This is a genomic window from Streptomyces sp. H27-H5 (assembly GCF_026627505.1).
GTDB lineage: Bacteria > Actinomycetota > Actinomycetes > Streptomycetales > Streptomycetaceae > Streptomyces.
Map to the genome: position 1 here is coordinate 75,447 of NZ_JAPNLK010000019.1, position 26,093 is coordinate 101,539.

Genomic DNA, 26,093 nt, shown 5'->3' on the forward strand with positions numbered 1-26,093 from the left:
CGTGGATGAGGAGCAGCTCCTGGCCCTCATGGACGCCGGGGAGGAAGACGTCGCCGCGGCTGTCGGCGAGGCCCTGGCCGACGTCGCGGCCGAGTACGCGACCGCCCTGGCCGACGCGACGGAACTCGTGGCGGCCCGGTTCTCCGTCTCCCGTATCGCCCGCATGTGGCAGGCCCGCGTGCCGGCCCTCGTGCGCCGGCTCCTCGGCGTCGCGGAGACCGCCGCCGACCAGACCAGCGCGGCCGTGGACGTGCCCCTGCCGGACGGGTGGGACGACCTCCCGGGCCGGTACGACGCGGACACCCTGCCCACGGAGCTGGCCGGTTACGTCCAGCAGACCGAGCACCTGTTGCGCGCGGTCGGGGACAGGCTCGCCGACGTCGCCGTGAGGGAGCTCGCGGAGGGGGTGGAGGCAGGGGAGGACATCGAGCAGCTGCGGGCCCGCCTGCGGGGGGCCTTCGCGCGCGAGGGCGTCCAGCTCGGCCGGGTACGGGAGGAACGCATCGCCCGTACGGAGTCCGCGCGCGCCTGGAACTCGGCCACCCTCGCCGCTGCCCAGGCCCTCACCGGCCCGGAACGCCCCCTGGTCAAGCAGTGGCTGACACGCCATGACCCGCTCGTCCGCGACGCCCACGACGACGTGGACGGGCAGCTCCGCCTGCTGGATGAGCCGTTCACCGTCGCGGGCGTGGCCATGTCCGCCCCCGGCGACCCCACCGCCCCGCCCGAGCTGGTGATCAATTGCCGCTGCCGCCTGGCAGTCGCAAGAGCTGACCGGACTGCCGCCTTGGAATCTCAGACGGCCGCCGGGAGCCAACTTGAGAATCTACGGAAGGAGCCGATCGTGCCCGACCTCGTGACGGCCGCGGCTGACGGCAGCCCACACACGGGCGCCATGATCGCCCTCATCCCCACCGAGGCAGACGCCCAACGTCTGGCCCTCGACACCGGCGAGGCGGCCGAAGAACTGCACCTGACCCTGTACTACCTCGGCGAAGGCGCGGACTGGACGGAAGACCAGCGCAACGAGCTGATCGCCAACCTCCGCACCCAGGCCCAGGAACACGGCCTCCCGGACGACCAGGTCCACGCCCAGGCCTTCGGCGCCAACCACTGGAACGCCGGTTCCGACAGCCCGTCCTGGGTGTGGGCCCTCGGCGACGACCGCGACCGCCCGGCCGGCGCCCCCACCCTGGAAGCCGCCCGCTGGGCTGCCACCTACGCCCTCGAAGACCGCCACGGCCCGGACATCCCCACCCAGCACTCCCCCTGGCAGCCCCATATCTGTGCCGCGTACAGCGACGAACCGGGCCTGCTGGCCGCCCTGGAGAAGCGGCTCGGCCCGGTCACATTCGACCGGCTGCGCGTCGCGTTCGCCGGTGAGTACACCGATATCCCCATCGGCCCCACGGAGGCCCCCATGGAACCCGACGACGCCACGGCGGCCGGGATGCCGACGCGCTCCTGGTCCAACCCCGACGACACCGCCCTGGCCTACGAGAACGAGGAGACGGGCGACGGGCGGATCTTCGCCCCCGGCTCCCTGTACTGGGACCGGGACCCGGCCCCCCTCCAGTACGCCGACGAGATGCTCATGGGCCACGAGGGTGCGGAACTCGCCGGGGCCATCAACTCCGTCACCCGCGACGGCGACCGCATCACCGGCAACGGCGTGCTGTACACCAGCCGGCCCGCCGGCGCCGACGCCGCGATGCTCCTGGACGAGGGCGCCCCCCTGGGGGTGTCCGTCGACCTGGACGACGTCGACGTCGAGTTCGTGGACCGCACCATGGGCGAGGAGGACGACGGCGACCTGATCATGCTGTCCGCGTCCCTCCCCGCCATGAGCGTCCTTCGTCTCCCCGACGACGCATGGATGATCACAGCGACGACGACCCCCGAGTGGACCGCGTCCGGCGCCGTCCTGTCCCGCGCACAGCACACGGTCCAGCTCATCACCGGCCCCGGCGGCCTGGTGTCCGCCGACGCCCTCCGGACCGCGTTCACGACCACCGGCGTGCTCACCGCAGCAGCCGGCGACGCGGACGACCCGGAGGGCGGCGTCGTCGTCCACAGCGAACGCACCGGGGACTACCTGCTGCGCATCACCCGGGCCCGCCTCAGGGGCGCCACCCTCGTGGCCATGCCCGCCTACAGCAAGGCCCGGATCGTCCTGGACCCCATCGCCGACGAGGACGACACCGGGGCCGAGGAAGCGGTGACAGCCGCGGCCCCCAGCGATCTGCACCTGGAGGTGGTCCGGTTCGTGGCCGCCTCGCCCGTCCCCGTCGGCGCCCGGCAGGTGGCCACCGCCCTCGGCATCACCATGGACTCCGCGCGCGGGCACCTGTCCCGCGCAGCAGCAGCCGGCCGCCTCGTGCGCCTGGCCCCCGGCCAGTACGTCGGGGCCTCCACCATCCCGGAAGGCCCGGAGCCCGTCACGGCCGCAGCCATCGATGGCGAGGACCCCGGCCTGACCGAGCTGGTCGCCTCCGCCTGGACGGCGATGCGTGACGCGCCCCCGCTGCCGGCCGCATGGTTCCAGGAGCCCACCGTCGAGGAGCTGCCGCCCGGCAGCGGCGGCGTGCACTACGCGGACGGCCGCATGTACGGGTGGGTAGCCCAGGCCGGCGAGCCTCACGCCGGAATGCCCGGCCGGAACCTGACGATCGAGAGCCTCGGCGACGTGGACTTGAGCCACTTCCTGCGGGCCCGGTTCAAGCTGGACAACGGGGCCTTCGTGCGGGCCGGCGCCTTCACCATGAACGTCGGCCACCACAGGGACGGCGCGGAATGCGAAACGTCCACCTGTCAGTTCGATGACACGCGCACCGTCGCGGCGATCGTCACGGTCGGCATCAACAAGCGCGGTATGTGGTTCTCCGGCGCCGCGGCTCCCTGGCTCGCGGAGTGGGACCGGACCGTGGTCATGGGCTGCCAGCCCAGCTACCACATGAAGCAGGGACCGGGCGGCAGGTGGCAGCTCCGCGCGGTGCTGTCGGTGCCTGTCCCCGGGCACTCCTCGCCGCTCCTGGCCTCTGTCGCGGAACGCTCGAACCTTGCCCTCGCCGCGTCGGCCGCCGCCGCTGCGGACACCGTGTCCGCCCTTCCCGGACAGCCGGCGGACACCGTGTCCGCCCTGTCCGCACACCCGGCGGACACCGTGTCCGCCCTCCAGGTGACCGCCCCCGCTGACCAGCGCGGACAGCACGCGGACACCCTGTCCGGACAGGGCGCCGGGGAGGTCGCCGAGGTCGTGACCGCGCTGCTCACCTCTCCCGTGTTCCTCGACCAGTTCACGGACGCCCTGGAACGCCACGCCCGGGAACGAGCCGCCGCGCTCGCGGAGATCCAGGCCCTGTCCGCGTCCCTGGCCCCGGCTCGCGAAGAGGTCGTTGCCGGCCTCGCCGACACCGTCATGAAGGGAGCGTCCTGATGGGATGCGCGTGCAACAAGAACAAGGGCCGGCAACAGTTCGAGGTCATCGCCGAGAACGGCCGGGTCGTGTTCACGTCCGGCAACAAGGCCACCGCTGACACCGTCGCCGGCCGCTACCCCAACAGCGAGGTCAAGGCCCGGGGTGACGCGGGCACAACGCCCCCGGCCGCGGCGGCCAAGACCCTCCCGGCCGCGCCTGCCACCCGGCAACCGGCCCCCGTCAGCATCACCCCGGCCCCGGCCCAGTCCTCCGGGTGAGGGCCTGACCCGAGTCCGCAAGGCCCCGCGATGCCCCATGGCTCTATGCTGTGGGGCATCGCTGCTGGTTCTGGGCCGGGCACTCCATGAAGGAACGTATCTGGAGCAGCCCAATGGACCCGTTCGAACTCCCCGACGACATCACGGCACTGAACGACGAGGAGCTGTCCGCGCTCCTGTCCGGCGCGGTCGCCGCGTTCGACGCCCGGTCGACCTCCAGCTCCGTCACACCGAACGACCTCGCCGAACTCCGGTCCCTCGCCGCCGGGGTGGACTCCATCCGCACCGAGCAGGCCGCCCGAGTCGAGGCAGCCACCCAGGCCGCCGCCGAGATCGACGCCCTGGCCGCCCAGGTCCGAGGCAACGAGCCGGCCGGCACCCCGGCCGAGCCCGCCGAGGAGCCGACCGCCGCCGCCGAGCCGGCCCCCGCCCCGACTCCGGCACCGGCACCGGCCGCCCCGGCCGCGACCGCCTCCCTCGTGACGCGCCCGGCCCTCAACCTCTCCGGGGTCCGCCGCCGTCAGCCGAGCGTCCTCCCCGAACCGCCGGCCCCGACGACCTCCATCACGGCGGCCGTCGACGTTCCCGGCTACACCCCCGGCCAGCCACTCGAATTCGGCGCCATCACGGCCGGCATCATCTCCCGCGCCAACGCCCTGAAGACAGCGGGCGGCGGCGTGGGCCAGGTCATCTCCTACCGGCACCCGTACCCGCAGGACATGATCGTCACGGACTCCTCCTCGGCACCCGAGGGCACCACCGTGGCCATGCACGCCGCGAACCAGCGACGCCTGCCCCACGGCGACCTCGTCGCCTCCGGCGGCTGGTGCGCCCCGTCCGAGACCGTGTACGACATCACGGACATCGCCTGCCCGGACATGCTGTGGGACGCCCCCGAAATCCAGCTCGCGCGCGGCGGTCTGCGCTACTTCAAGACGCCGTCGCTGGACGTCGCCGCCCTCACCTGGGTCCACACCGAGGCCGACGACATCGCCGGCAACGAAAAGCCCTGCTTCAAGATCCCCTGCCCGGACCCCGTCGAGGCACGCTGTGAAGCGGTCGGCGTCTGCCTGGAATCCGGCATCCTCACCCAGCGCCACTTCCCGGAACTGACGTCCTGGTACGTGCGCAACGCCATGGTCGCGCACGAGATCCGCCTTCGGTCGGTCCTGTTCGCCGCGGCCGTCGCCACAGCCACCCCCGTGGTCCTCACCGCGACGTTCGGCGCCCTGGCCCCCGTGTTCGCCGCCGTCGCCCTCCAGGCCGCCGACATGATCGAACGCCACAGCCTGTGTGAGTCCATCAGCCTGGAAGTCGTCTTCCCCTGGTGGTCCAGGAACCTGTTCCTCGCCGACCTCGCCCGCCGCAACGGCGTCGGCCTGGACCAGGTCAGCACGGCCATGGTCCAGGACCTGTTCACCCCCCTCGGCGTCCGCATCCAGTGGGCACGCGGCCTGGCCCCGGCCGTCCCCACCGACATCGGCGGCCTGGTCCCCGCCGCCGACTGGCCGGCAGCGGTCAACTTCCTCATCTACCCCTCCGGCCAGCTCCAGATCGGCCGCGGCGAAGAAGTGAACCTGGGGGTGATCCACGACAGTTCGAAGTTCGTCACGAACGACTACACCGCTCTGTTCTCTGAGGAGTGCGTGACCCTCGTGGACCGCTCCGTGGACACGCGCATCGTCACCGTGCCCGTCTGCCCGTCCGGCGCCACCGGCGCACAGACCGTCATGACGTGCCCCGCAGCCTGACCTGCCCCCACCCCCCGCGACGTGGCGGGCCCGACCTCAGCCGGGCCCGCCACCAGCCCCGAACGGAGGTAGGCCATGCCGTCCGCAGGACTACGGCGCAGCGTGGAGGCAATCCCCGGCACCCCGTTGCCTCACGGGATCCTCGGCGCCTGCTCCACGGTGACCGACGTCACCGACCCGCACGACCTCCTCGGGGTCGAGTGGCTCGCCCTCGGCTGCAACCCGGTCCGTGACACCGACTGGTGCCCGCCCGGGAACCCGCCGCCGGCCGTGGCACCGAAGGAGTTCGACCGGCCGGAGACCGAGGCCGCCGCCCCCCTCACCGTCTACACCGGCGCGGAGTGCTCCGCCCCGGGGTGGACGTACGAGGAGGCCGTCGAGCACGCTCTCGCCAACCTGGCGCTCGGGGAACAGGCCGGCGTCGAGGCCGCGTTCATGCGTACCTTCCTCGCCCCCAACGCCGACGACCTCACCCCCGCCGAGGGGCCCGTATCCGTGGCCCAGGGCGTGGCCGCGCTGGAAGGCTGCCTCGGGGAGCGATACGGCGGCGCCGGCACCCTCCACATTCCCACCGGAGCGGCGGCCCTCCTGGGCTGCTGCAACATCGCGCACGAGGACCCGGCCACAGGGGCGCTGCGCACCCTCACCGGGAACTGCGTCGTCATCGGGGCCGGCTACTCGGCCCTGAACATCGGCCCGGACGGACTCCCGGCAGACCCGGGTACGGCATGGCTGTACGCCACGGGGCCGCTCGTGATCCGCCGTGGCCCGGTCGATGTCATCCCGGACCGGAACGCCTCGGTCAACATCCGCACCAACGACCGGCGCGTCCTCGCGGAGCGGACCTATGTGGTCGGCACGACGTGCGCGGTCTGCGCCATCAATGTCACCGTCTGCCCGTGAACCGCGGCCGGTCACCCCGGAGGGACAACCCTTGAACCTCGTCTACGTCCAGCCGGCGCCCGCGCTGCGCCAGGCCTTCGCCCGCTGGGGCGTGGCCCAGGACCCCAAGGTGCGTACATCAGGGGCGCAAGAGTTCGCCGTCGCGGCCGCGCTGTTCACGCACGTGCCTGAGGAGTTGCTCCTCGGCTCGACGGTGGACGGGCACGAGTACGTGCCGGCTGGCCCCGACCCGGAGGAGCCGGGGGCCGCGACTGCCGTGTCCGGGTGCTCGGAGGAATGCGACGGCCGCCTGCCCCCGCTCCCCGTCTCCGGCTACCCGGAGGGCGCCGTCCCGCTCGACCTGGTCCTCGCGGACGGCGAGGAGGAGCCGCCGCACCCCCCGCCCGCCGACGAGCCGGCCGGTCGACCGGCGGACGACAGCCCGGACACCATCCCGTCAGACACCGCGTGCCCGGACTGTGACCGGACGTTCGGCAGCGCGCGGGGCCTGAAGACGCACCGTCGCACGGCGCACGCCACAGAGACCGAGGACTGACCCTATGCCGATCCAGCCCCTTCCCTGCGGCTCCGGTGGCGCCGGTGACGCGGGAGCCGACGTGGAACAGCTCCTGCTCTGCGACGTGCTGCCTGATGGCACGGTGGCCGGGTCGGCCATCGCGGTCTACGAGTACGACGAGTTCGGGACCGCCGTCGGCCCTCCGACGTTCGTTGACCCGGTCACCGGCGCCCCGTACGTCGCGCAGGGCGTCCTACAGCCATGCCCCGGTGACGTCGCCTGCGGGGCCCCGGTCCAGTTCTGTTTCAACTCCACCGGGCAGGTCGACCAGCCCGGCCGGATGTACGACACGACCCTGACCATCGCGCAGGGCTTCGCCGTGCAGAGCCTCATCAATGACCTGGTGGACACCCCGCTCAACATCGTGTGGGAGGTCACCGACCCGGACGGCACCGCGTTCGCCGCCGATCTCCAGGCCGCGCTACAGAGCCAGTTCCCGGGGCAGACCGTCACCGTCACCCCCGGCGCCGTCGACCCGTGCGCCGGCGGTGCGGCCGACTTCGCTGTCCACATCGAGTGCCTACGCCTCGACCAGGACCCGCCGAACCTGCTCCAGTTCCGGTACAACGGCGGCCGAGACCTGATCATCAACCCGGCGTTCCTGAGCGTCCCGGACACGGGGCAGTTCGCGTTCCTGAAGCGGCAGGACGGCGTCAGCGGCGTCGCCACGGGCGACGTGCTGTGCACGAACGTCGCCAACAGGGGCTGGGAAACGAACGACATCAACCAGTCGTTCGAGACGTGGGGACCGCCGTCCAGCACGCAGAACGTGCTGGCCGCCACAACGCCCCCGCCTCGCGGGACGGTCGTTCAGGAAATCAACTCCTACGGCTCCGGCGCGCAGACCGAAGACCCCGGGTTCGGCAACGACCCCAACACGATCTGGCAGACGTTCACGGTCCCGGCGGGCGGAAACTTCACCGTCCGGGTCGTGGTCGGCGGCCGGGCCTCGGTCGAGAACATCGCGATCAAGCTGTCCACGGGGGATGTCGACGACGCCGGTATCGGCGACATCATCAATACATCCGTCAACGCCGGGCAGGTCACCACGCAGAGCCCGGCCGGGCTGAACGACGGGAGCGGCACGGCCGGCCCGTGGACCACCTTCAACCAGACCGTGCCGCTCACGGCCGGCGTCTACACCCTCGCGTTCACCGGCCCGCAGAAGCCTGCGGGAACAGGCGGCAACGCCTTCGGTGGTCTGTTCACCGACATGCGGGTATTCCAGGACTCCCCGAACACGATCCAGAACTTCACGAACGACGATGACACCTGTGTCGTGCCCACCTCGGAGACATCCACGGTCTGCGAGTTCTGGGCGCCGCGCTGCTCCAACGGCGAGATCGTCGGCTGGTACAACGTGGCCGACGGCGAGGACTTGACGAACGCCCAGTTCTGGGCGCAGGTCCCCGCCCCCACCTGCTGCACCGGCACGTCGGACGGTGGGTCCTCCTCCGTCGGGAACCTGGTGCACACGTACCTGGTCTGCGGCACGCTGAACGGCGAGACGCGGACCATGTCCCGGGTCGTGGTCTCCGACCAGTCCGGTGGCATCATCGCCGACAGCTTCATCGACACCGACGGTGGCCCGGTCACCCCCGACACCTGGCAGCCCGGCGACTGCTCCGGAGACTCCCCGATCGTCGGCGAGTTCATCCTCTGCGACGACAACGGGCCGTTCATCCGCAAGCTGCTACAGAACGCCCAGGGCGCCGTCACGGCCGTCGTGAACCTGACCCTCGCCGGCGCCCCGTACGTACCCGTCGGCGCCGTCGTGCGCTGCGACTGCACGCCCCTCGTCCTCGGCGAGGTCTGCATCGCCTCGACCGACTTCCCCGGCCTGACCTTGCCTGCCTCCGCCGTGCAGGCCTGTGACGGGACCGTGGCGTACATCAATGCCGCGACGGGCCTCCCGTGGCCGAACACCACGGGCGTGGTCGTCTGCCAGGCGCCCAACGTCCTCTGGGAGGAAGTCCTCTGCGACGGCGGCGCCGACGACGCCCCGTTCCGGCGGGTCTACACGCTCAATGCACTCGGGTCGGTGACGCAGTACGACGAGACTTTGGACGGCGCCCCGTACCTCGTCATCGGCCCGGCCGGCCGGTGTGACTGCCAGCCGTTCACCCTCGGGGAGGTCTGCTACCAGGCGGCCGAGGCCGGGACGGCGCGCGCCGACAACTGGGCGGGCGCCACATCCAACCCGGTGGCCGGCGGGGACCTGTGGACGAACTCGGCCTTCGCCGGAGCCGGGATCACCGTCACGCAGGAGATCATCGGCACCTCGGTGCTGATCGCGAACTCGATCGAGACCGCGACGCCCGCCAACGGTCAGACCGGCGTGACGATCGACCTCGGCGCGCCGCGACTGAACGCCACCATCCAGCTCGACGTGTTCGGCTCGGCCTCCACTGAGCGGCTCCGCAACATCAGCCCTCCGTTCGACAGCGTCACCGGTAACGGGGTGGCGGTCCTCGGGAACACGGGCGTGGACGGCGGACCAGCCGGGGACGGAACGATCGTCCTCACGTTCGCCGGCCCGGTCCAGACGATCACCTACGACATCCTCGCCGGGCCGCCCGGGTCCGGGATCCGGCAGTCCACGATCACGTTCGACGAGATCGTCCCGGCCGCGACCGTCTCGCGGGCCGCGCGGGTGCAGAACTGCGACGGGACGACGTCCCTGACCGACCTGGAGACCGGCGAGACGTCCAGCGCCCTGGGCGCGACCATCGTCGCCTGCCCGGCGGACGTGGACGTCGAGGACCAAGTCCTGTGCGACCTGCCCTCCGGCGTCGCGTTCCTGCGCCGCTACACCTACGACGAGACGACCGGCGCGTTCGTCTCCGCGACGGACACGACCCTGAACGGGACGACCCCGTACGTCGTCGTCGGCACCGCCGGCATCTGCACCCCTGCGGTCACCGTCGAGCGTGACCCCGAGATCCAGGTTCTGTGCGACCTGCCTACGGGTGTCGCGTTCCTGCGCCGGTACACCTACGACGAGGCCACCGGGGCGTTCGTCTCCGCGACGGACACGACCCTGAACGGGACGACCCCGTATGCCGTCGTCGGCACCGCCGGTATCTGCGCCCCTGCGGTCACCGTCGAGCGTGACCCCGAGATCCAGGTTCTGTGCGACCTGCCTACGGGTGTCGCGTTCCTGCGCCGGTACACCTACGACGAGGCCACCGGCGCGTTCGTCTCCGCGACGGACACCACCCTGAACGGGACGACGCCGTACGTCGTCGTCGGCACAGCCGGCATCTGCAACGCCAGTCAGACCCCGGCCACGCTCAACAGCCAGCACAAGGACGTGGTCCCCGGGAACCCGTGGGTGCCGGCGAACAACACGACCGGCGTGCTTACCTCAATCACCTATTCGATCTTGTCCGGCACCGGCACTGTCACGGACGCCGACGGAACCGTGATCGCGACCCTGCCCGCCGGCCTGTCGACTACGTGGGAGGCGCAGGACGAGAACACCCTCACCCCGCCTACCTCGATCGCCTCCGTCGGCGGCCGGATCTACGTGACCTGGACTTCAAGGTGAGGGGCTGGTGAGTACCGAGGGATCGGCGACCCCGAAGCCGCCATGCTTCGGGCCGTCCCCGGCCGGCGTCACAGACCTGACGCTGACCGGCTACGCCTTCACCTCGATCGAGGCGGGGGACGCCCAGCACAAGGAGCTTGGGGCGTTCAGCGTCGCGCCGGTCGGCCTCGGCGTGGGGACGACCCTGGGCGTCGGCGGCATGTACTACCCGGGGCCGACCGCGCCCACAAGCGGCGTGCCGTGCGGCGGCGGCCGGAACGTCTCGTTCGCCTGGACGGGGACCCCGATCCAGTCGCTGACGTTCTCGTACGGGAACCTGACCCACCCGGCAACGCCCATCGCCGGGGCCTGGCTGGCGCTCTCCGCGCCGTCCCTGGGCGGGATCATCTCCTGGTCCGCCGCCATGTCCACGGGCCGTCTCCTGCCCGGTGAACGGGTCATCAGCGAGGTACTGCCCGGGAACCGGTTCGCGATCCTCCAACACGTCTCCGGCCCGTCGAACACGAACGCCCCGTTCGTCTCGCCGGCCGGGTGCCTCCCCTACGCACAGGCCATCGGAGTCCACAGCGGGAGCGTGTCCACCACCGACTATCCGCTCGTGTTCCGGGTCGACTTCTTCGAGGGGGCCAGCTGATGGGCACCGGCGGCGTATACAAGCAGCTCGGCCCCGGGCCCTTCGAGGTGTCCGACCTCCACCTACTCGGCAAGGCCTTCGACTCCCCGGCGTCCGGTGGCGCGTCGGACGAGTACATCGGCGCGTTCACCACGCCTCCGGCCACGCTCGGCACGGGCACCGTCCAGAGCGGCGTTTACTACCACGTGTCGGCCGCTGCCCCGGTTTCGGTCGGCTGCGGCGGCCGGGACCTCGTCCTGGACTGGACGGCCCCCATGACCGGTATCGGCATGGAGTTCGGCAACGGCCTGACCGCGGCCACGGTGGGCGGCGTCGAGCTGTCGTTGTCCTCCGCCCAGCTCGGCGGCATCATCCGGTGGCCGGCGAGAGGCAACGGCCGCATGCTGCCCGGCGAGCGGGTCATGAGCGACGTCCTACCGACCGGCCGCTATGCCGTGTTCACGTACCTGTCGGGGCCCTCGAACGCGAACGCCCCGTTCTTCGAAACGCTCTGCGGCGTCCCGGCCCGCTCGGGGATCGGCCTGCACCGGTCGAACGTCTCCGTCGCGGATCAGCCGATCACGTGGCGCCTCGATTTCCTTGACGCCGTATGCCTGCCCTGAGGAGAACCGCATGAGCACGTCGGGCAGCTTCACCCCGGCCGCTGACGACCCGTGCCCCACGCAGCCAATGACCCGCGATCAGGTCGTAGCCCTGCGCGACTCCGGACAGCTGCGGGTCGACTGTCACTACGTGGTATCCGACTTCGTTCAAGGCACGACGCTGCCCGGCCCGAACCTGGTCGAGCTGCACGCCGTCAGCCCGAACGCTCTGAGCATGGAGGCGAAGGTCTTCACGCCGTACGACAACGTGGCGTGGCTGGGCGTCTACGACATCGACCGGGGCACGGTCGGCGTGATGATCGAGCTGCGGGACAACCTGAACAACACCGTTCGGGACACGACCACCGGGGCGATCGTCGGTGTCTTCCCGTGGGGTACCGCCGGGTGGTCGGAGAACTATCTCGACTCGGTCACCCTCACCGCGCCGGCCACCGCCCGCGCGGTCACGGGGAACACGATCACGAACAGCACGGTCGACATGACCGGCTGGACGACAGGCGCGTTCACGACGTCGCGCATTGAGGGCAGCACGGTCACGACCGGCGGGAACATGAGCCTGACCCGGGCCATCGTCACCGGCCTGTCCACACTGACCGGCGCGGCTACCGGCTCCATCACCGTGTCGAACGGCGTGGTCGAGGGCAACTCCTCGGTCATCAACGACGTGGGGTCGGCAAAGACGTGGTCGCTGACCGGCAGCGTCCTCCAAGCCGGCTGCGTCCTACGCGGACAAGGTGCCGCCGCCGTCGCCGGGACGATCACCCAATCCACGCTCTCCAGCCGTGGCGGGACGAACGCCCTGGTCCTCCTGGGTAGCTCTGCCCTGACCGTGTCGCGTTCGGTGATCGAGTTCGGTTCGGGGTTGGTGTGGAGCCTGGACGGCGCGGCCGGCATCACCGTCAGCGTGACCGACGCCGACATGAGGGCCTGCAACGTGACCCGCAGCGCCACGGCCGGCCGGTTCGACTTCACCAGCGGCCGGGCCGTGGGGACGACGTTCGACCACCAGGGCACCGGCATCATGGGCGTGAACTCCTCCCACTGCACCACCGGGTCGCTGGTCCGCCTCGCCACGGGGTCGACCGGTGACGTCTCGGTGGTGAACTCGACTCTCGCGGGCGGGTCGGTCATCGTGACCGCAGTCCGTAGCCTGTCGCTCCTGGCCGCCTCGGTCGTCGAATCCGCGGCCACGGTGACCGAGTCCGGCACGACCCCCACCACGGTCCCCTCGATCGGTGACCGGCTCGACGGGACGCACGTCGAGCCGGGAGCGCAAGTCACCTTCGCGACCACGGCCGGGAGCGGCGGGAACACGTTGGCCCGGTCCCGGGTCCGTGGCTCCTCCGTCGTCGGGCACGGCGTGGTGCGTATCGACGGCACGACCGACGGGGCGTTCATGGACGCCTGCGAGATCCTCGGCGGGATCCTCACCGTCACCGACGCCGTCGCCGGCCTGTCCGGGGCCACGGCCCTGCATGACCTCCACCTGGACGCCGGGTCGACCCTCACCTACACGACCGGCGACGCCACCGCGAAGCAGCTCAGGAACATTCGGATCGAGGGACAGAGCACGCTGACGCTGACCGGGATCACGGGCGGCGCGGGTGGCGGCCTGGGGGACGTGTTCGGGATCAGCCTGCGGGGGCAGTCCCTCATGACCGTGGCCGGCGCCCGCGTCGTCGGCCAGCCGATCCGGAACGTCACCGTGGAGCAGGGGGCCACGCTCAACATCCCCGCCGGCGGTTGTGTGCAGCGGTGCCGGGTCGCGGGCGGAGCGACGCTCAACACCGGGGCGTTCGTCCACTTCGACACGGAGGTCAGCCTCGCTGCCGTCACGACTCTCACGGCCGCAAACGTCAACCGGCTGCGTGATAAGAGCTACTCGGACGTCGTGTGACCCCAGGTCTTATGGCTGGCGATGGCGTGGATGTGAGCCGCGGAGACTGCGAACTCCTTGGCCAAAGCTGCTGCTGTGCCAACCCCGGGGCGCGACTTGTGGCCCTTGACGTACCGGGCGCGGATGTCCCTGATGTCGTCCTCGCTCAGCTTGGCACGGCCGTTCTGCTCGCCCGGATTGGATTGCGGTGCTGCATTGCAGACGAACCGGCCCCTCCGGCCGCGGTCCTTCACGTTGTCGGCGTTGGTCCCCCACCGCAGATGGGCGGGGTTCACACAGGACGGGGTGTCGCAGGAGTGCAGTGCGTGGAGGTTGCCGGGCCGGGGACGGCCATCTACTTCAAGGGCGACGTGGGTTGCCAGCCGCTTGCCTTCCAACATGCCGTATCCCCTCCTGATCTTGCCGAAGGGCCACAGCCAGCACTCGGAGCGGTCGCAGTTGGCGACGGCGTTCAAGAGCCACCGACGCGGCTCCCCTGGTTTCGCAGGAGACATAAGAGTCACCCTACAAGCGACATGATCTGAGGCGGACCCAATGAGCACGCACGACACAGACGCGCTGGTCATCGAGACCGGCACGGCCGCCGAGGCCCTGCCGGACCCGACGACCGTGGCGGCCCGTACACACGACCTGACGAACAGTGGCGCCTTGACCGTGGTCTGGTCCTCGATCGGCGCGACCCCCTTCACGGAGAACGGGGTGAACTCCTCGACGATCAGCATCGGCCGGGGCCAGACCAAGCGCGTTCAGTCCGACGGCACCCGGTGGATCGTCCTCCCGGCCGGCACCGCCCGCCGGGTGTTCGCCGGGTCGGGCGTAAGCGACGCGTCGGGGAACGTCACGTTCAATTTCACGCCCAACTTCGCGGCCGTCCCGGTGGTGACTCACGCCGTGCAGACGGCGATCACCGACGTGACCGAGTGCCGGGTATCGGCCCTCACTGCGGCCTCCGTCACGTTCAACGTCCGCCGCTCCCCGGCCGTGGTCATCCTCGGTATCTCCGTGCTCCAGGTCCCGATCCCGGCGGCCGGCGTCACGGTCCACTGCATGGCGGTCGAGGTCGGCCAGACCTGACCCGGCGCCGGGCCGGGAATGTGTGAGGGCCGAGCGGAACGGTCGCCTCACGTTCCACCCGGCCCCGGCCCGCCCTATGACCCGGGCGGGAGATCATCAGAAGTCGTATTGCCCGGCCTTGATGGCGGCTTTGAACGCCGCCCACTCGCCGGCGTTCAGCGGCACGACGTTGCCGGCCGGGTCAATGGTCGACTTCAGGTCCACCGAGCCATCGGCGTACGTGCGCACGGCGCCACAGCTGGACCCATCGTTGCTGGACTGGAACCCCTCCGGGGTCTGCCAGTCGCGAACGATCTGCTTCTCGCTGCTGCTCGACATGTGCGGCCTGCTCTCTTCTCGATACGGATACGTACGCCGTCACGCCGCCGACGCGGACGCGGCGGGCGATCGGCGCTCGCACGCTACCGGTCCCCAAACACAGGGTGCAGGCGTCTTGGAGGCCCCGGCAGGTAGGGCAATCCGTGTCGCGAATGATCAGCGGGGGGAACGGGTCATCGCTCATGCCCCGGCAACTCCCCTGAACAGGTTGGGGTTATGCCCGTTCACCCGTTGACGCCGTCTGTACGGGCGCGTGCGGGTCCCGATCGAGAGCCCTGCCCCCCGGGGCCGCGCGGGCGCACGCCGGCCCCACAGGGCCCGGTACGCGGCCGGTCCCTACGGCGTGAAGCGGTGCGCGGCTAGACTTGCCGTGCGCTGCTGGTGCTAGGCCGGGCCACCAACCTCATCTGTTGGAGGCCCTCGTGTCCTGTCCCCTGATCGCAAACGCAGAGGTGGCGCGTGTCACCCGCGTCGACTCCTGTGGTCGCGTCGTCTGTGGTCCCGACAACGCGTACACGTTCGATTGCTTTGCCACTCTGGCCATGAACCGCAACACGGAGGATGGCGAGGACGTCGAGTACAAGGCCGCCAACGGGCGTGTCTGCGGTTTCAAGCGGGGCTGCCCCTCCTTCCGTGGTTTCGACATCGAGCTGTCGTTCTTCGGCGTGAGCCCCGAGTTCATCGAGTTGACCACTGGTCAGCCGACCTACGCCGGTTTCGACGGAGAGTTGATCGGTTACGACGACTGCTCGATCCAGTGCGACAGCGGGTTCGCGATCGAGCTGTGGGCGCAGGTCATCGGCGAGGACGTGTGCCCGGACGAAGCCGACACCGATGGGGCTTGGATTTACTTCCTGCTCCCGTGGGTGACGAACGGCCAGCTCGGTGACCTGGAGATCGGCAGCGAGGCCGTGAACTTGACCCTCACCGGGTCCACCCGGGCGAACTCCAGGTGGGGTGTGGGTCCGTACAACGTCCAGGCGTCCAACCTTGCCCAGGTGCCGGGGCCGCTCCTTACCCCGCTCGGCTCGAACTGTCACCGGCGCACGATGATCACGACGATCGCCCCGCCGGCCGTCACCTGCGACTACCAGGCCGTCCCGCTGACTGGTGTCTGTGCTCCGTAACGGACGCCAGGTACCGGCACACAGCCGCAGGGTCTTCGGGCCCTGCGGCTGCGGCCACGAGAGAGGGGCGAGTCATGCCGCTGCAACCTGATGTCTGCTCCCCGTGGCCCGTTGATCTGTGCTGCGATCTACCGGACGGCATCGAGCCGGCCTTGATCGCCCGGTGGCAGGCGGTGGCCTCACAGCTTCTGTGGCGTCTGTCCGGGCGGCGGTGGGGGCCGTCGTGCCCGGTGACCGTGAGGCCCTGCCGCAGGGCCTGCCTGGACCTGCTGCCGCGTTACCTGGTGTCGTGGGGCACGGCCGGTCCGTGGATCCCGTACATCGGCACTGACGGCGCGTGGCGTAACGCGTCGGTCTGTGGGTGCTCGGGGGACTGCTCGTGTGGGGAGCTGTGCGAGATCTACCTCCCGGGCCCGGTGTACGACGTCGTGTCGGTGCAGGAGGGGGCGGTCGTCCTGCCGGCGACGGCGTACCGGGTCGACAACAGCGGGGACCTGGTCCGCCTCGATGGCGCGTGCTGGCCCTCGTGCCAGGACATGGCCGCGGCGATCGGGGAGCCGGACACTCTCGCGGTCACCTACCGGACCGGGCTCCAGCTCGATGAATCGGCGACCGCCGCCGTCTCCGAGCTGACGTGCCACCTCCTGAAGGGGTGCGGCGGGTCGTGCGGTTGCGCCGCGGCCGGGCGCAACGTCAACAAGGTCACGCGCCAGGGCTTGCAGTTGGAGATGGCGGATCCCACCTTGATCTATTCGGAGGGGCGTACCGGCCTCCCCCTCTGTGACCTTTGGCTTGCTGCCGTCAACCCCTACCGGTTGACATCCGCGTCGCGGGTCTACAGTCCCGACCTCCGGCGTCCGCGCATCCAGCGGGCCCCGTGACCACCACTGATCGCCCCGGGGGGCTGTGATGGCCGTACGGCCGCTGATGGTGCACGACCTCGCCCAGGACGTCCTGTCGTGCGTGTGCGTCGCCCTGGAACAGGCCGCCGTCGACGTCCCCGGGCAGCCCGGGTGCCCGGACTGCCGGACCTGCCTCGTCCCAGGTAGCCCGGCCTGGGACACGTGCGATGACCCGTGTGGGGCCACCCCGGTGAGGGCCGGCGGGCAGCTCACCGTGAACGTGCTCCGGGTGTTCCCGTCCACCGAGTTCCCCACCGAGGACCGGACGGTTCGAGGCTTGAAGAACTGCGCGCCGCCAACGCTCTTGGCGGTCGAGCTGGCCGTGACGCTGCTGCGGTGCGCGCCGGGGCCGACGGAGGACGGGTGCCCGCCCTCGTGCGAGGACCTGAACGCGGCTTCGAGGGTCCTGCACGTGGACCTGGCCACGGTCTACAACGCCCTGCTGTGCTGCCTGCCGGACACGACGCCGGTTCCTCGCCGCCGCCGCTGGGTCCTGGGCGGGTCCCGGGTCATCGGGCCGGAGGGCGGTTGTGTGGGCCTGGAGCAGCGGGTGACGGTCGGGGTGCACGCCTGCTACCCGTGTCCTGGAGAGGAGACGCCATGAGCGTGGAGGTACGTCTCGAACCGGGCCGTCTGGCGCGGGCGCTGAAGGCGCGAGGAGGGTTCGTGGAGCGCCGGCTCCGCGCGCGCACCGAGCGGGTGGCGGCCGTCGCCGCGCAGTTGGCGCCGGGGAGCATGGGCGACGGGATCGAGACCCGGATCGAGCGGGTACCCAAGGGGCTCTCCGGGGTCATCACCTCGACGCACCCGGCGACGCGCTACGTGATCGAGGGCACCCGTCCGCACGTGATCCGCGCGCGCCGGGCGAAGTACCTGAAGTTCGACGTGGGAGGCACGACCTTGTTCCGCAAGCAGGTCAACCACCCTGGCAGTCAGGCGAATGACTTCCTGACAAAGGCGCTGCTCCTCGGCCGATAGCCGGACATCGGGCTAGGGTGGCCGTGGGCTCGCCGCCCGGCTCCGGGCCGGGCGGGGCGCCTGGCACCGGCCGATCAGGACTTGAGACCTGGTCCGCGCCCAACCCGCAGCAGATCAGTTGCAGAGGGGGCTGGCGCACCCTCCATACGGCGCGCTGCTCCTCCGTGGGTGACCGGAGCAGCGCCCTGGTATCAAGTTCGCCCTGTCGATCTGGACACGGACGGGTACAGCCGCGGCGACGAGGGCGGGCTACTCGCACCCCCCGCCGCCGCTGTCCGACGAGCACGGCGTCCCGCTGTCCGACGAGGAGGACGTCCCGCTGTCCGAGAGGGCGGGGTCGGGGCTCGCGGTCGCCTCGTCGTAGACGGCGTAGGGAGCCCGGTAGCCGGTGGTCGCGGGCCGGGGGCGGCGGGCGTGGGACTGGGGCGGCTGGTTGTGCCGGTATCGCTGGGTCATGCGGGCAGCATTCCGCACCGGCCCCCGTGTCTACCCTCATTTGAGGAGACGCAGAGGTGTGCGATCCGTGGCCCGGCTGAGCGGTCCCGCTACCCTTCCCGGTACGCGTACGCCGCTGGTTGTGGGCCGGGTGATGGCGCGGGACACAGGAGCCGCCCCGATGGCACGCAAGAGCTTTGCCCTGAATACGGAGCCCCACGTCGCCGAGATCGGCGCGGAGGAGTTGGAGTTCCTACCCGAGGTCGAGTCTGATCTTTTCCTCGACGCGTATGAGGAGCTCCAGGCCGTCTATCGCGAGGCGAAGATCGACACGAGCGACCTCACGAGCATCGACGCCGCCCAGCTCCGGCAGGTGACCGGCAGTCTGCGCGTGTTCCTCACGAAGTTCATGCTCCCCGCCTCCGCCGAGGCCTTCGCGGGCATGCGGCTGCCGGACCGGATCCTCATGGACCTCATGGAGTTCGTGACGGAGGTCTACGGGCGCCGCCCTTCTACGTTGTCCAGCGACTCGCCCACTCCGTCTCGGAGTCCTGGGAGTCGTGGGACGGCAGCCTCGCGCTCCAAGGCATCGACCCCCGCGCGTGGCCGTTCTGCCGTCTGATCAACGCGGCCGAGGCGCAGATGGACCAGAACGCCGAGGACGAGGCGGAGCGGGCACGTAACCGGGCGAGGCTGTACGCCCCGCCCCGGGGGCACAGGCCGGCGCGTGGCCGGCCGGTGCCGGGTGTGGCCATGTCCAGGGCTGCGGCGTCTCGGCTCGCGGCGCAGGTCGCGGCGGAGGACGCACGCCTGACGGGCGGTCGCTCCGGATAGTCTGGTCTGGCCGCTGGTGTTAGGCCGGGCAACCTTCGCGGTTCGTGAGGTTGCCCGATGGCCGACGAGATCGAATACGGGTCTGCCCGTATTACCGTCGAGATCGATGACGCCGGCGCCGTCGCCGACGCCCGTGCCCTCGCCCTGCGCCTGAAGCGGGCGCTGGAGACCGGCACCAGCGGCGTCGGCCAGACGATCCGCCGGGACATCGAGCGGGCGTTGCGGTCCGCCCGCCCGAAGATCACCGTCACCCCGGACGTCTCCCGGTTCCGCGCCGAGTTGGCGGCGGAGCTGCGGCGTCTGGACCCGGTGTCCGTCCGCGTCACCCCGGACGTCTCCCGGTTCCGGACCGCGTTGGCCGCCGAGTTGCGGGGGCTCGCGGCCGTCGCCGTCCCGGTGACGCCGGACGTCTCCCGGTTCCGGACCGCGTTGGCCGTTGAGTTGCGGCGGCTGACGGCGGTCGAGGTACCCGTCACCCCGGACCTCACCCGGTTCCGGAGCCTCCTGACGCGGGGGCTGCGCGGCCTGTCCGCCGTGGAGATCCCGGTCTCCCCGGATGTCTCCCGGTTCCGGACCGCGTTGGCGCGGGCGGTGCAGGGGATCGAGCTGCGGGTCCCGGTCATCCCCGACGTCCGCCGGTTCGGGCGCGGGCTGGTGGCCGGGCTGTCGGACCTGGACGGGATCGAGATCCCGATCATCCCCGACCTGCGCCGGTTCGAGGCTCGGCTCCTCGCCGGCCTGCGGGGGCTGTCGGAGATCGAGATCCCGGTCAGTCCGGACTTCTCTGGCTTCGACGCGGCGGTGCGGGCGCACCGGGCGCCGGGTGTCGACGTCGAGGCGAACGTCGATGTGGACCGGGCGGGGTCCGCGCTGACCCGGCTCGGCGGTATTGCGGCGACGGTCGGCAAGGGAATCGCCGGGGCCCTGAAGTTCGGGGGTATCGGGATCGCCGCGGCCGGCGCGGCGTCCGCGATCGGTGGTCTCAGTGTCGCGTTGGCGTCGGCGAGCGGGATCGTGGCTGCGCTCCCGGCCGTGTTCCTCGGCGCGAAGGTGGCCGCGAGCACGCTGGACCTGGCGCTACAGGGGGTAAGCGGCACCATCGGCGCGGCCGTGTCGGGGGACGTCGGCAAGTTCGAGAAGGAGCTGATGAAGCTTGCGCCGGCCGCCCAGGAGGCGGCCCGGGGCGTGGCGGGGCCGCTCCGTGAGCTTCAGCAGTCGCTCCAGCAGTCGCTGTTCAGTCAGTTCTCCGGGCAGGTGAAGGGGGCCGTATCGGCCTTGTCGCCGTTGCAGGCCAACCTCAAGAACCTGGCGGCGAACTTCGGGGCTGTCGCCTCGGAGGGCCTGAAGGCGGCCACGACCACCGAGTCGGTGGGGAGCATCGGGGCCCTGATCAAGGGGACCACGGCGGCCGTGGGCGGCCTGGTCGGGGGGATCGGGCCTCTCGTGAAGGGCCTGCTGGACGTCTCGGCCGCGGTCGCGACCGCGTTCGGGGCGCAGGCGGGCGCGGGGGTGGAGAGCCTGACCGAGCGACTCGGCGGGTTCCTGACCGGGCTTGCGGAATCGGGCCGCGCGGTCACGCTGGTGAGCAACGCGGTTGCGACGATCAAGCAGTTGGGGAGCGTCCTCGGGAACGTCGGCTCCGTCATCGCGTCGGTCTTCCGCGCTGGGCAGGAGTCCGGAGGATCGTTCCTCTCGACGCTCCAGGAGATCACCGGCTCGTTCGCCGCGTTCGCGAAGTCGGCTGAGGGTCAGGAGTCCATCGGGGCGATTTTCTCCACGGTCGGTGTCATCGCTGCGCAGCTCGGCCCGATTCTCGGCGCGCTGGTGACGCAGATCGGTGCGATTGCCCCGGCGTTGGCTCCGATCTTCGGGACGCTGGGGCCGGCGATCACCAGCCTGATCACGTCCCTGGCTCCGGCCCTGACGGCGATTGCGCCGGCCCTGGTGACGGTGACGGGGGCCTTGGCGCAGGGGCTGTCGGCGCTGACGGCGGGTGGTGCGCTGGGCGCGGTCGGGGAGGTGATCGCGAGTCTCGCAACGGGGTTGGCGCCGCTGCTACCGGCGATCGGCGCTGTCGGAAATCTGATTCTTCAGGTCTTGGCGCCGGCGTTTCAAACGATCTTCGCGGCCGTCAGTCCGCTGATCTCCTCGCTGGTCGACGCTCTCCTTCCGATCCTGCCGCCGATCACCCTCGCGTTCAGCACGCTCGTCGCGGCCTTGCTCCCGCTGGGCGAGGCGCTCGGCGGCGCGTTCAGCCAGGCGGTGACGATCCTCGGCCCGGCGCTGACCAGCATCGGCGACGCGGTGACGAAGGTGGCCGCCGCTTTTGTCCCGTTTGTCGAGACGCTGGTCGACGCGCTGCTGCCCGTTTTGCCGCCCCTGCTGGAGGCCTTCGACGCCATCGTCGCCGCCGTCGTGCCCCTGGTCGCGCCGATCGGCGACCTGCTCGCCGCGCTTGGCCCGTTGGCGGCCAAGGTGGTGGAGCTGCTGGCCCCGCTGGCCGAGTTCGTCGCGGTGATCGTGAAGGCGGTGGCGATCGAGCTGATCGTCCCGCTGATCAAGTTGATCGTGGCCGGGTTGGGTGGCCTGATCGACGGCTTGACCAGCGTGGTGAACTTCCTCACGGAGTTCGTGGACCTGGCGATCGAGGGGTTCCAATACCTGTACGACACGCTGATCGGGAACTCGATCATCCCGGACCTGATCAACGGAATCATCGGGTTCTTCGCCGGCTTGCCAGGCAAGATCGGATCCGCGATCAGCTCGCTGGTGTCGACGGTCGTCGGGTTCTTCAAGCGCATGGCCACCAGCGCGCTGACGGCCGTGTCCGGCTTCGTATCGGACGCGATCCGGTTCCTGCGCGAACTCCCGGGCAAGGCCCTCGCCGCGCTGAAGGGAGCTGGCACCCTCCTGGTCTCGATCGGAAAAGATCTGGTCAACGGCCTAATCAACGGCATCAAGAACGCCGCCAAGGCAGTCGCGAGCGCGGCCAAGTCGGTCGTCAAGGGCGCGATCGACGCGGCCAAGAACGTGCTGAAGATCGGCAGCCCGTCGAAGGTCTTCATCGGGATCGGCGAGGACACCGGCAAGGGATACGCGATCGGGATCACGGGGACGGCCTCGGAGATCCGCAAGGCCATGCAGAAGGTCGCCGCCGGGGTCGTCAAGATCGGGCAGGACGTCGGCCGCGGCTTCATCGAGGGCGCTACCGGGTCCTCGTCGCAGATCAAGGAGACCACGGACCGCCTCGCGAAGGACATCATCAACGCCTTCGAGGGCCGCAAGACCAGCATTGACGACGTGCTCGTGCGGCTGGTCGACGCCGGCAACGCGAAGCTCCAGACGTTGGCAAAGCAGCGCGAGGTCATCACGCAGCGCATCGTGGACGCCCAGAAGTTCGCGGCGGACACGGCCGCGAACGTGCTCAAGTCCGGGTCTCTGTCGAACCTGTCGCGGGGCGAGGGGCCGGTGACAACGGAGACTCTCGCCGAGGGCCTGAAGCAAACGATCTTCGACATCAAGACATTCGCGAACCAGATCAGGGGGCTTGCCGCCCGAGGCCTGCGCAAGGACCTGCTGGAGCAGATCGTTGGGCTCGGGCCGGAGCAGGGCGCCGCCATCGCGAGCGCTCTCGCGAACTCGGGCAAGGGTGCGCTGGCCCAGATCAACACCCTGCAAGGGCAGCTCGTGACGGCCTCGCAGGGGTTGGGCAACACGAGCGCGGACATCCTGTTCGACGCCGGGAAGCTGGCCGGCAAGGGGTTCCTGGAGGGGCTCAAGGGTCAGCAGAAGGCCATCCAGGATTTGATGGTCGGCATCGCCAAGGGCATGCAGGTGGCGATCCGCACCGCGTTGAAGATCAAGAGCCCGTCGCAGGTCTTCCGGGACATCGGTGACTTGACCGGCGAGGGCCTGGAGATCGGGTTCGTGGACCGCATCCTGGCTCTCCAGAAGCAGGCGGTTGCCGCGGCCGAGCAGGTCGCGGAGGGCGTGGCCGGTGCGTTCGCGGTCCTGCCCGCGCTCATCACCGCGTCGCTGGGGTCCGTGAGCGCGGACGTGCTGAAGCAGTTGAAGTCAGGCCTGCCCGGGTCCTTGCGTGGACTGCTGCCTCTGGCGGACGGCGGGGTCGTCACCTCTCCGACGGCGGCCCTGATCGGCGAGGCCGGCACCGAGGTCGTGATCCCGCTCACCCGGCCCACGAGGGCGCGCCGCCTGGCCGAGGAGTCCGGGCTCCTGGACGTCCTCGCGGGCGGCCCCCGCAAGCCCGGCCGAGGGCCCGCCCCGTCGGCCGGGGTGATCAACAACTACTGGACGTTGAACGAGGTCGGGGACGCGGAGGCGACCGCCAGGCGGGTGCTGACGCGCATGACGCTCATGGCCGGCTTGTGAGCGGGCCGGCGCGGTACCGGTCGCACGCCCGAGACCTCGGGCGTGGTCGTGCGGGTGGGCTGCGGCCCCGGATGGAGGGCTGACGGTGTACTCCGACTACCTCAGGATCGGCGGGATCGAGATCGCGAACTCGACCCGCCTGGCGGCGTACCTGGAGTCCGTGGGCTCCCCCCTGACGGACTACGGCAACTGCGGCTGTCCGACGCTGACACCGGAAGTCCTCGGGGAGGACGGCCCGTACACGAACCCCGTGGACGACGAGGCGCCGTGGTACGACGTGGATGTCCCGGAGTCTGCGGAGTTCGCGGGGTTCATGGTTCTGAGCGTGGAGGGCATGGACGACTTCCCGGTGACCCGGCAGACCACCACGGCGGTATCGGGGGGCGCGTCGCTGGGGCCGTCCCGGGTGCAGGGCCGCACGATCACCGTGACGGGGGTCCTCCTCGGTTCCACGTGCTGCGGGGTGCAGTACGGGTTGCAGTTCCTGTCGGAGGCGTTGGCGGGGTGTAGCGGGGGGTCCTGCGACGGGGACTGTCTGGAGGTGTTCTCGTGCTGCCCGGGGGACGAGGACTTGACACCGCAGCAGTTCACGGACCGGTACCGGCGGACGCTGCGCCGGGTCGTCCTGGCCGAGGGCCCGAAGGTGCTGGAGCGTACGGGCAACGGGTGCCGGTCGGGGGAATGCACCCTCGGCGCGGACCTGCTCACCGTCGAGTTCGTCCTCGTCGCGGGCACGCCCTGGCTGTGGGCCGACGTCATGCCTGTGCTGGAGATGCCTCTCCGGCCGCCCGGTGCCGGGGACTGCCCGGAGTGGTGCCTTGTCACGCGGGGGGAGGAGGCTCCCGACGGGTGTGCGTGCTGCCGGCTGGGATCGTGCTCGGACCCGGTGGTGTCCTCGCAGTCCGTGACGTGCATGCTCGACACGCCTCCTCCCGCGCCCCGGGCGCCGGACACCTGTTACTGCCTGCCCATCGCGGCCGAACGGCAGTGCTTCGAGCTGGACTTGACGACGCGTCCGGGCTGGTCGGTCGATGTCCCGGTGATCACGCTGCGCGCCGGCAGCTACGACCTGCGGGACGTCACGATCTCGTTCTACGAACGGACGCCCGCGCACGGCACGTTCACGTGCGAGGAGATCGCCGACTACGAGCGGTGCGACCCGCACAGCGTCTACACCGCCGCGTTCGTCCCGGCAGGTACTGCGGTCGTCATCGACGGACAGGTCAGCCGGGCGCTGGTGGAGTGCGCGCCGCTCTGCGAGACGTCGCCGTACATCTTCGGGGCGGAGGGCGGGCCGGCGTCGTACAAGCCTATCGACTGCGCCACGTACTGCGTGTGCATCGAGACGGACGCCCTTGATCCGCCGCACGCGACGGCGATGCTGACGATCGGTGTGTCGGGGCGGGGGCTCTGATGGCGGTCGCGGGGTGCGGGACGCACCGGGCGCAGGTCATCGACCGTCAGGGCCTGGTCGTCACCACGGCCGACACCCTGATCGAGGTCGAGTGGAACCGCGTGCTCAACGACACCGGGACGGCGCGCGTGCTGATCCACCCGGATGGCGACTGCTGCGAGAAGTTGGGCGCGGTCCGGTCGTGGAGGCACCGGCTGGTGATCTGGCGGGACCAGAAGCCGGTGTTCGAGGGGCCGATCATCCAAGCCTCATGGGGGATCGGCACGGTCGAGCTGTTCGCCGGCGACGTGCTGGCCTGGCTGGATCGGCGGGTGCCTCACTCCGACATGACGTTCACCGGCCGGGACCTGACTGAGATCGCCGAGGCCCTCATCGATGACGGGTTCGCTCCGGATGACCCAGGGCACACCGTGCAGATCGTGGGGAAGTCGGGGGTGACCGGGGACCGGACGTACGAGACGGACGTCGAGCAGACCGGCGACCACCTCCGGGACCTGGCCGGCACCGGCCTCGACTACACCGCGATCGGGTCCACGATCCTGCTCCTCCCGGACGACTTCGCGGTGAGCATCGGGAGCCTGTCGGACGTCGACCTGCCGGACGGCCTGGTCATCGCGGAGGACGGCGCGGCCCTCGCCACACGGTGGGTCGTCCACGGCGACGAGGAGACCGGGATCAAGGGCGTCGCGGGCGGGGTCGACGCCTATTACGGGTTGCTGGAGCGGGCCGCCGAGGAGACGTCCATCAAGGACAACGCGTCGGCGGCGAGCGCGGCCCTGTCGCGGTTGCGGACGTCGTACCCGGTGCCGATCTTCATGGACAGTGACCAGGTGACCCTGTCGCCCGACGCCAACATTGACGTCCCGCTGCTGGTGCCTGGTTGGTGCCTGGACATCACGAGCGTGCTGGCGTGCCGGAACCTCGCCCAACGCCTGAAGGTCCTCGGGGTGAAGGTCGTGGAGAACGGCGACAGCGAGAAGATCCAGGTCCAGTTGGGGCCGACCGGTTTCGGGTCGGGGGTGTGAGCGGTGGC

At 70.6% G+C, this 26,093-nt stretch carries 21 protein-coding genes; 18 read left to right on the forward strand and 3 right to left on the reverse strand.

The window, feature by feature from the left end:
• Position 1: 1 nt before the first annotated feature.
• The 9 genes from OTB19_RS12415 (at position 2) to OTB19_RS12455 (ending at position 13,589) form a co-directional block, all read left to right on the forward strand.
• Positions 2 to 3,436, forward strand: coding sequence for a phage minor head protein (locus OTB19_RS12415; RefSeq protein WP_267798131.1), 3,435 nt, complete (start codon positions 2 to 4; stop codon positions 3,434 to 3,436).
• A complete protein-coding gene (locus OTB19_RS12420; protein ID WP_267798132.1) occupies positions 3,436 to 3,696 on the forward strand; it encodes a hypothetical protein in 261 nt (86 codons plus the stop codon). The genes OTB19_RS12415 and OTB19_RS12420 overlap by 1 nt, the downstream gene beginning before the upstream one ends.
• 113 nt (positions 3,697 to 3,809) lie before the next feature.
• Positions 3,810 to 5,447, forward strand: coding sequence for a major capsid protein (locus OTB19_RS12425; protein ID WP_267798133.1), 1,638 nt, complete (start codon positions 3,810 to 3,812; stop codon positions 5,445 to 5,447).
• A gap of 102 nt (positions 5,448 to 5,549) precedes the next feature.
• Positions 5,550 to 6,350 (forward strand): cupin, encoded by an 801-nt coding sequence (locus OTB19_RS12430; RefSeq protein ID WP_267798134.1) that lies wholly within the window; start codon positions 5,550 to 5,552, stop codon positions 6,348 to 6,350.
• A gap of 31 nt (positions 6,351 to 6,381) precedes the next feature.
• Positions 6,382 to 6,885: a C2H2-type zinc finger protein gene (locus OTB19_RS12435; protein ID WP_267798135.1), complete on the forward strand. Its 504-nt coding sequence runs from the start codon at positions 6,382 to 6,384 to the stop codon at positions 6,883 to 6,885.
• Positions 6,886 to 6,889: 4 nt separating this feature from the next.
• Positions 6,890 to 10,456: a hypothetical protein gene (locus OTB19_RS12440; protein ID WP_267798136.1), complete on the forward strand. Its 3,567-nt coding sequence runs from the start codon at positions 6,890 to 6,892 to the stop codon at positions 10,454 to 10,456.
• Positions 10,457 to 10,463: 7 nt separating this feature from the next.
• The gene (locus OTB19_RS12445) at positions 10,464 to 11,090 is read left to right on the forward strand and encodes a hypothetical protein (RefSeq protein WP_267798137.1); all 627 of its coding nucleotides are present in this window, start codon (positions 10,464 to 10,466) and stop codon (positions 11,088 to 11,090) included.
• Positions 11,090 to 11,692, forward strand: a complete 603-nt coding sequence (locus OTB19_RS12450; RefSeq protein ID WP_267798138.1) for a hypothetical protein — start codon at positions 11,090 to 11,092, stop codon at positions 11,690 to 11,692. Before OTB19_RS12445 ends, OTB19_RS12450 begins: the two co-directional genes overlap by 1 nt.
• A 10-nt stretch (positions 11,693 to 11,702) precedes the next feature.
• Positions 11,703 to 13,589: a hypothetical protein gene (locus tag OTB19_RS12455; protein ID WP_267798139.1), complete on the forward strand. Its 1,887-nt coding sequence runs from the start codon at positions 11,703 to 11,705 to the stop codon at positions 13,587 to 13,589.
• Here the strand turns inward: OTB19_RS12455 and OTB19_RS12460 are convergent.
• Entirely contained in the window at positions 13,571 to 13,969 is a 399-nt protein-coding gene (locus OTB19_RS12460) for an HNH endonuclease (RefSeq protein WP_267798140.1), read from the reverse strand. The genes OTB19_RS12455 and OTB19_RS12460 overlap by 19 nt on opposite strands.
• A 154-nt stretch (positions 13,970 to 14,123) precedes the next feature.
• Between OTB19_RS12460 and OTB19_RS12465 the strand changes: the two genes are divergently transcribed.
• Positions 14,124 to 14,663: a hypothetical protein gene (locus tag OTB19_RS12465; RefSeq protein WP_267798141.1), complete on the forward strand. Its 540-nt coding sequence runs from the start codon at positions 14,124 to 14,126 to the stop codon at positions 14,661 to 14,663.
• A 96-nt stretch (positions 14,664 to 14,759) separates the two neighbouring features.
• On the opposite strand, the gene OTB19_RS12470 is transcribed toward OTB19_RS12465, so the two are convergent.
• The gene (locus tag OTB19_RS12470) at positions 14,760 to 14,981 is read right to left on the reverse strand and encodes a hypothetical protein (RefSeq protein WP_267798143.1); all 222 of its coding nucleotides are present in this window, start codon (positions 14,979 to 14,981) and stop codon (positions 14,760 to 14,762) included.
• A 542-nt stretch (positions 14,982 to 15,523) separates the two neighbouring features.
• Here OTB19_RS12470 and OTB19_RS12475 point away from each other — a divergent pair.
• The 4 genes from OTB19_RS12475 to OTB19_RS12490 all read left to right on the forward strand — a co-directional run bounded on the left by OTB19_RS12475 (position 15,524) and on the right by OTB19_RS12490 (position 17,988).
• Positions 15,524 to 16,108, forward strand: coding sequence for a hypothetical protein (locus OTB19_RS12475; RefSeq protein WP_267798144.1), 585 nt, complete (start codon positions 15,524 to 15,526; stop codon positions 16,106 to 16,108).
• 230 nt (positions 16,109 to 16,338) lie between these two features.
• Positions 16,339 to 16,989: a hypothetical protein gene (locus OTB19_RS12480; RefSeq protein ID WP_267798145.1), complete on the forward strand. Its 651-nt coding sequence runs from the start codon at positions 16,339 to 16,341 to the stop codon at positions 16,987 to 16,989.
• A 28-nt stretch (positions 16,990 to 17,017) separates the two neighbouring features.
• On the forward strand, positions 17,018 to 17,614 hold the full coding sequence (locus tag OTB19_RS12485) for a hypothetical protein (RefSeq protein WP_267798146.1): 597 nt from the start codon (positions 17,018 to 17,020) through the stop codon (positions 17,612 to 17,614).
• Positions 17,611 to 17,988, forward strand: a complete 378-nt coding sequence (locus tag OTB19_RS12490; RefSeq protein WP_267798147.1) for a hypothetical protein — start codon at positions 17,611 to 17,613, stop codon at positions 17,986 to 17,988. The genes OTB19_RS12485 and OTB19_RS12490 overlap by 4 nt, the downstream gene beginning before the upstream one ends.
• A gap of 249 nt (positions 17,989 to 18,237) precedes the next feature.
• On the opposite strand, the gene OTB19_RS12495 is transcribed toward OTB19_RS12490, so the two are convergent.
• Complete coding sequence (locus tag OTB19_RS12495; RefSeq protein ID WP_267798148.1) at positions 18,238 to 18,444, reverse strand: hypothetical protein; 207 nt, start codon at positions 18,442 to 18,444, stop codon at positions 18,238 to 18,240.
• A 160-nt stretch (positions 18,445 to 18,604) separates the two neighbouring features.
• On the opposite strand from OTB19_RS12495, the gene OTB19_RS12500 reads away from it, so the two are divergent.
• From OTB19_RS12500 to OTB19_RS12515, 4 genes are all read left to right on the forward strand, one after another.
• Positions 18,605 to 19,045, forward strand: coding sequence for a hypothetical protein (locus tag OTB19_RS12500; protein WP_267798149.1), 441 nt, complete (start codon positions 18,605 to 18,607; stop codon positions 19,043 to 19,045).
• A 269-nt stretch (positions 19,046 to 19,314) separates the two neighbouring features.
• Entirely contained in the window at positions 19,315 to 23,646 is a 4,332-nt protein-coding gene (locus OTB19_RS12505; RefSeq protein ID WP_267798150.1) for a phage tail protein, read from the forward strand.
• A gap of 85 nt (positions 23,647 to 23,731) precedes the next feature.
• On the forward strand, positions 23,732 to 25,060 hold the full coding sequence (locus OTB19_RS12510) for a hypothetical protein (RefSeq protein WP_267798152.1): 1,329 nt from the start codon (positions 23,732 to 23,734) through the stop codon (positions 25,058 to 25,060).
• Positions 25,060 to 26,085 (forward strand): hypothetical protein, encoded by a 1,026-nt coding sequence (locus OTB19_RS12515; protein ID WP_267798154.1) that lies wholly within the window; start codon positions 25,060 to 25,062, stop codon positions 26,083 to 26,085. Before OTB19_RS12510 ends, OTB19_RS12515 begins: the two co-directional genes overlap by 1 nt.
• The last annotated feature ends 8 nt before the right edge of the window (positions 26,086 to 26,093 follow it).

Excerpts from the sequence above, each read along its gene's own strand:
- OTB19_RS12420 (WP_267798132.1), top strand. The coding sequence starts at position 3,436 with ATGGGATGCGCGTGCAACAAGAACAAGGGCCGGCAACAGTTCGAGGTC.
- OTB19_RS12425 (WP_267798133.1), top strand. The coding sequence starts at position 3,810 with ATGGACCCGTTCGAACTCCCCGACGACATCACGGCACTGAACGACGAG.
- OTB19_RS12440 (WP_267798136.1), top strand. The coding sequence starts at position 6,890 with ATGCCGATCCAGCCCCTTCCCTGCGGCTCCGGTGGCGCCGGTGACGCG.
- OTB19_RS12450 (WP_267798138.1), top strand. The coding sequence starts at position 11,090 with ATGGGCACCGGCGGCGTATACAAGCAGCTCGGCCCCGGGCCCTTCGAG.
- OTB19_RS12455 (WP_267798139.1), top strand. The coding sequence starts at position 11,703 with ATGAGCACGTCGGGCAGCTTCACCCCGGCCGCTGACGACCCGTGCCCC.
- OTB19_RS12460 (WP_267798140.1), bottom strand. The coding sequence starts at position 13,969 with ATGTTGGAAGGCAAGCGGCTGGCAACCCACGTCGCCCTTGAAGTAGAT.
- OTB19_RS12465 (WP_267798141.1), top strand. The coding sequence starts at position 14,124 with ATGAGCACGCACGACACAGACGCGCTGGTCATCGAGACCGGCACGGCC.
- OTB19_RS12470 (WP_267798143.1), bottom strand. The coding sequence starts at position 14,981 with ATGTCGAGCAGCAGCGAGAAGCAGATCGTTCGCGACTGGCAGACCCCG.
- OTB19_RS12475 (WP_267798144.1), top strand. The coding sequence starts at position 15,524 with ATGAACCGCAACACGGAGGATGGCGAGGACGTCGAGTACAAGGCCGCC.
- OTB19_RS12485 (WP_267798146.1), top strand. The coding sequence starts at position 17,018 with ATGGCCGTACGGCCGCTGATGGTGCACGACCTCGCCCAGGACGTCCTG.
- OTB19_RS12490 (WP_267798147.1), top strand. The coding sequence starts at position 17,611 with ATGAGCGTGGAGGTACGTCTCGAACCGGGCCGTCTGGCGCGGGCGCTG.
- OTB19_RS12495 (WP_267798148.1), bottom strand. The coding sequence starts at position 18,444 with ATGACCCAGCGATACCGGCACAACCAGCCGCCCCAGTCCCACGCCCGC.
- OTB19_RS12500 (WP_267798149.1), top strand. The coding sequence starts at position 18,605 with ATGGCACGCAAGAGCTTTGCCCTGAATACGGAGCCCCACGTCGCCGAG.
- OTB19_RS12505 (WP_267798150.1), top strand. The coding sequence starts at position 19,315 with ATGGCCGACGAGATCGAATACGGGTCTGCCCGTATTACCGTCGAGATC.
- OTB19_RS12515 (WP_267798154.1), top strand. The coding sequence starts at position 25,060 with ATGGCGGTCGCGGGGTGCGGGACGCACCGGGCGCAGGTCATCGACCGT.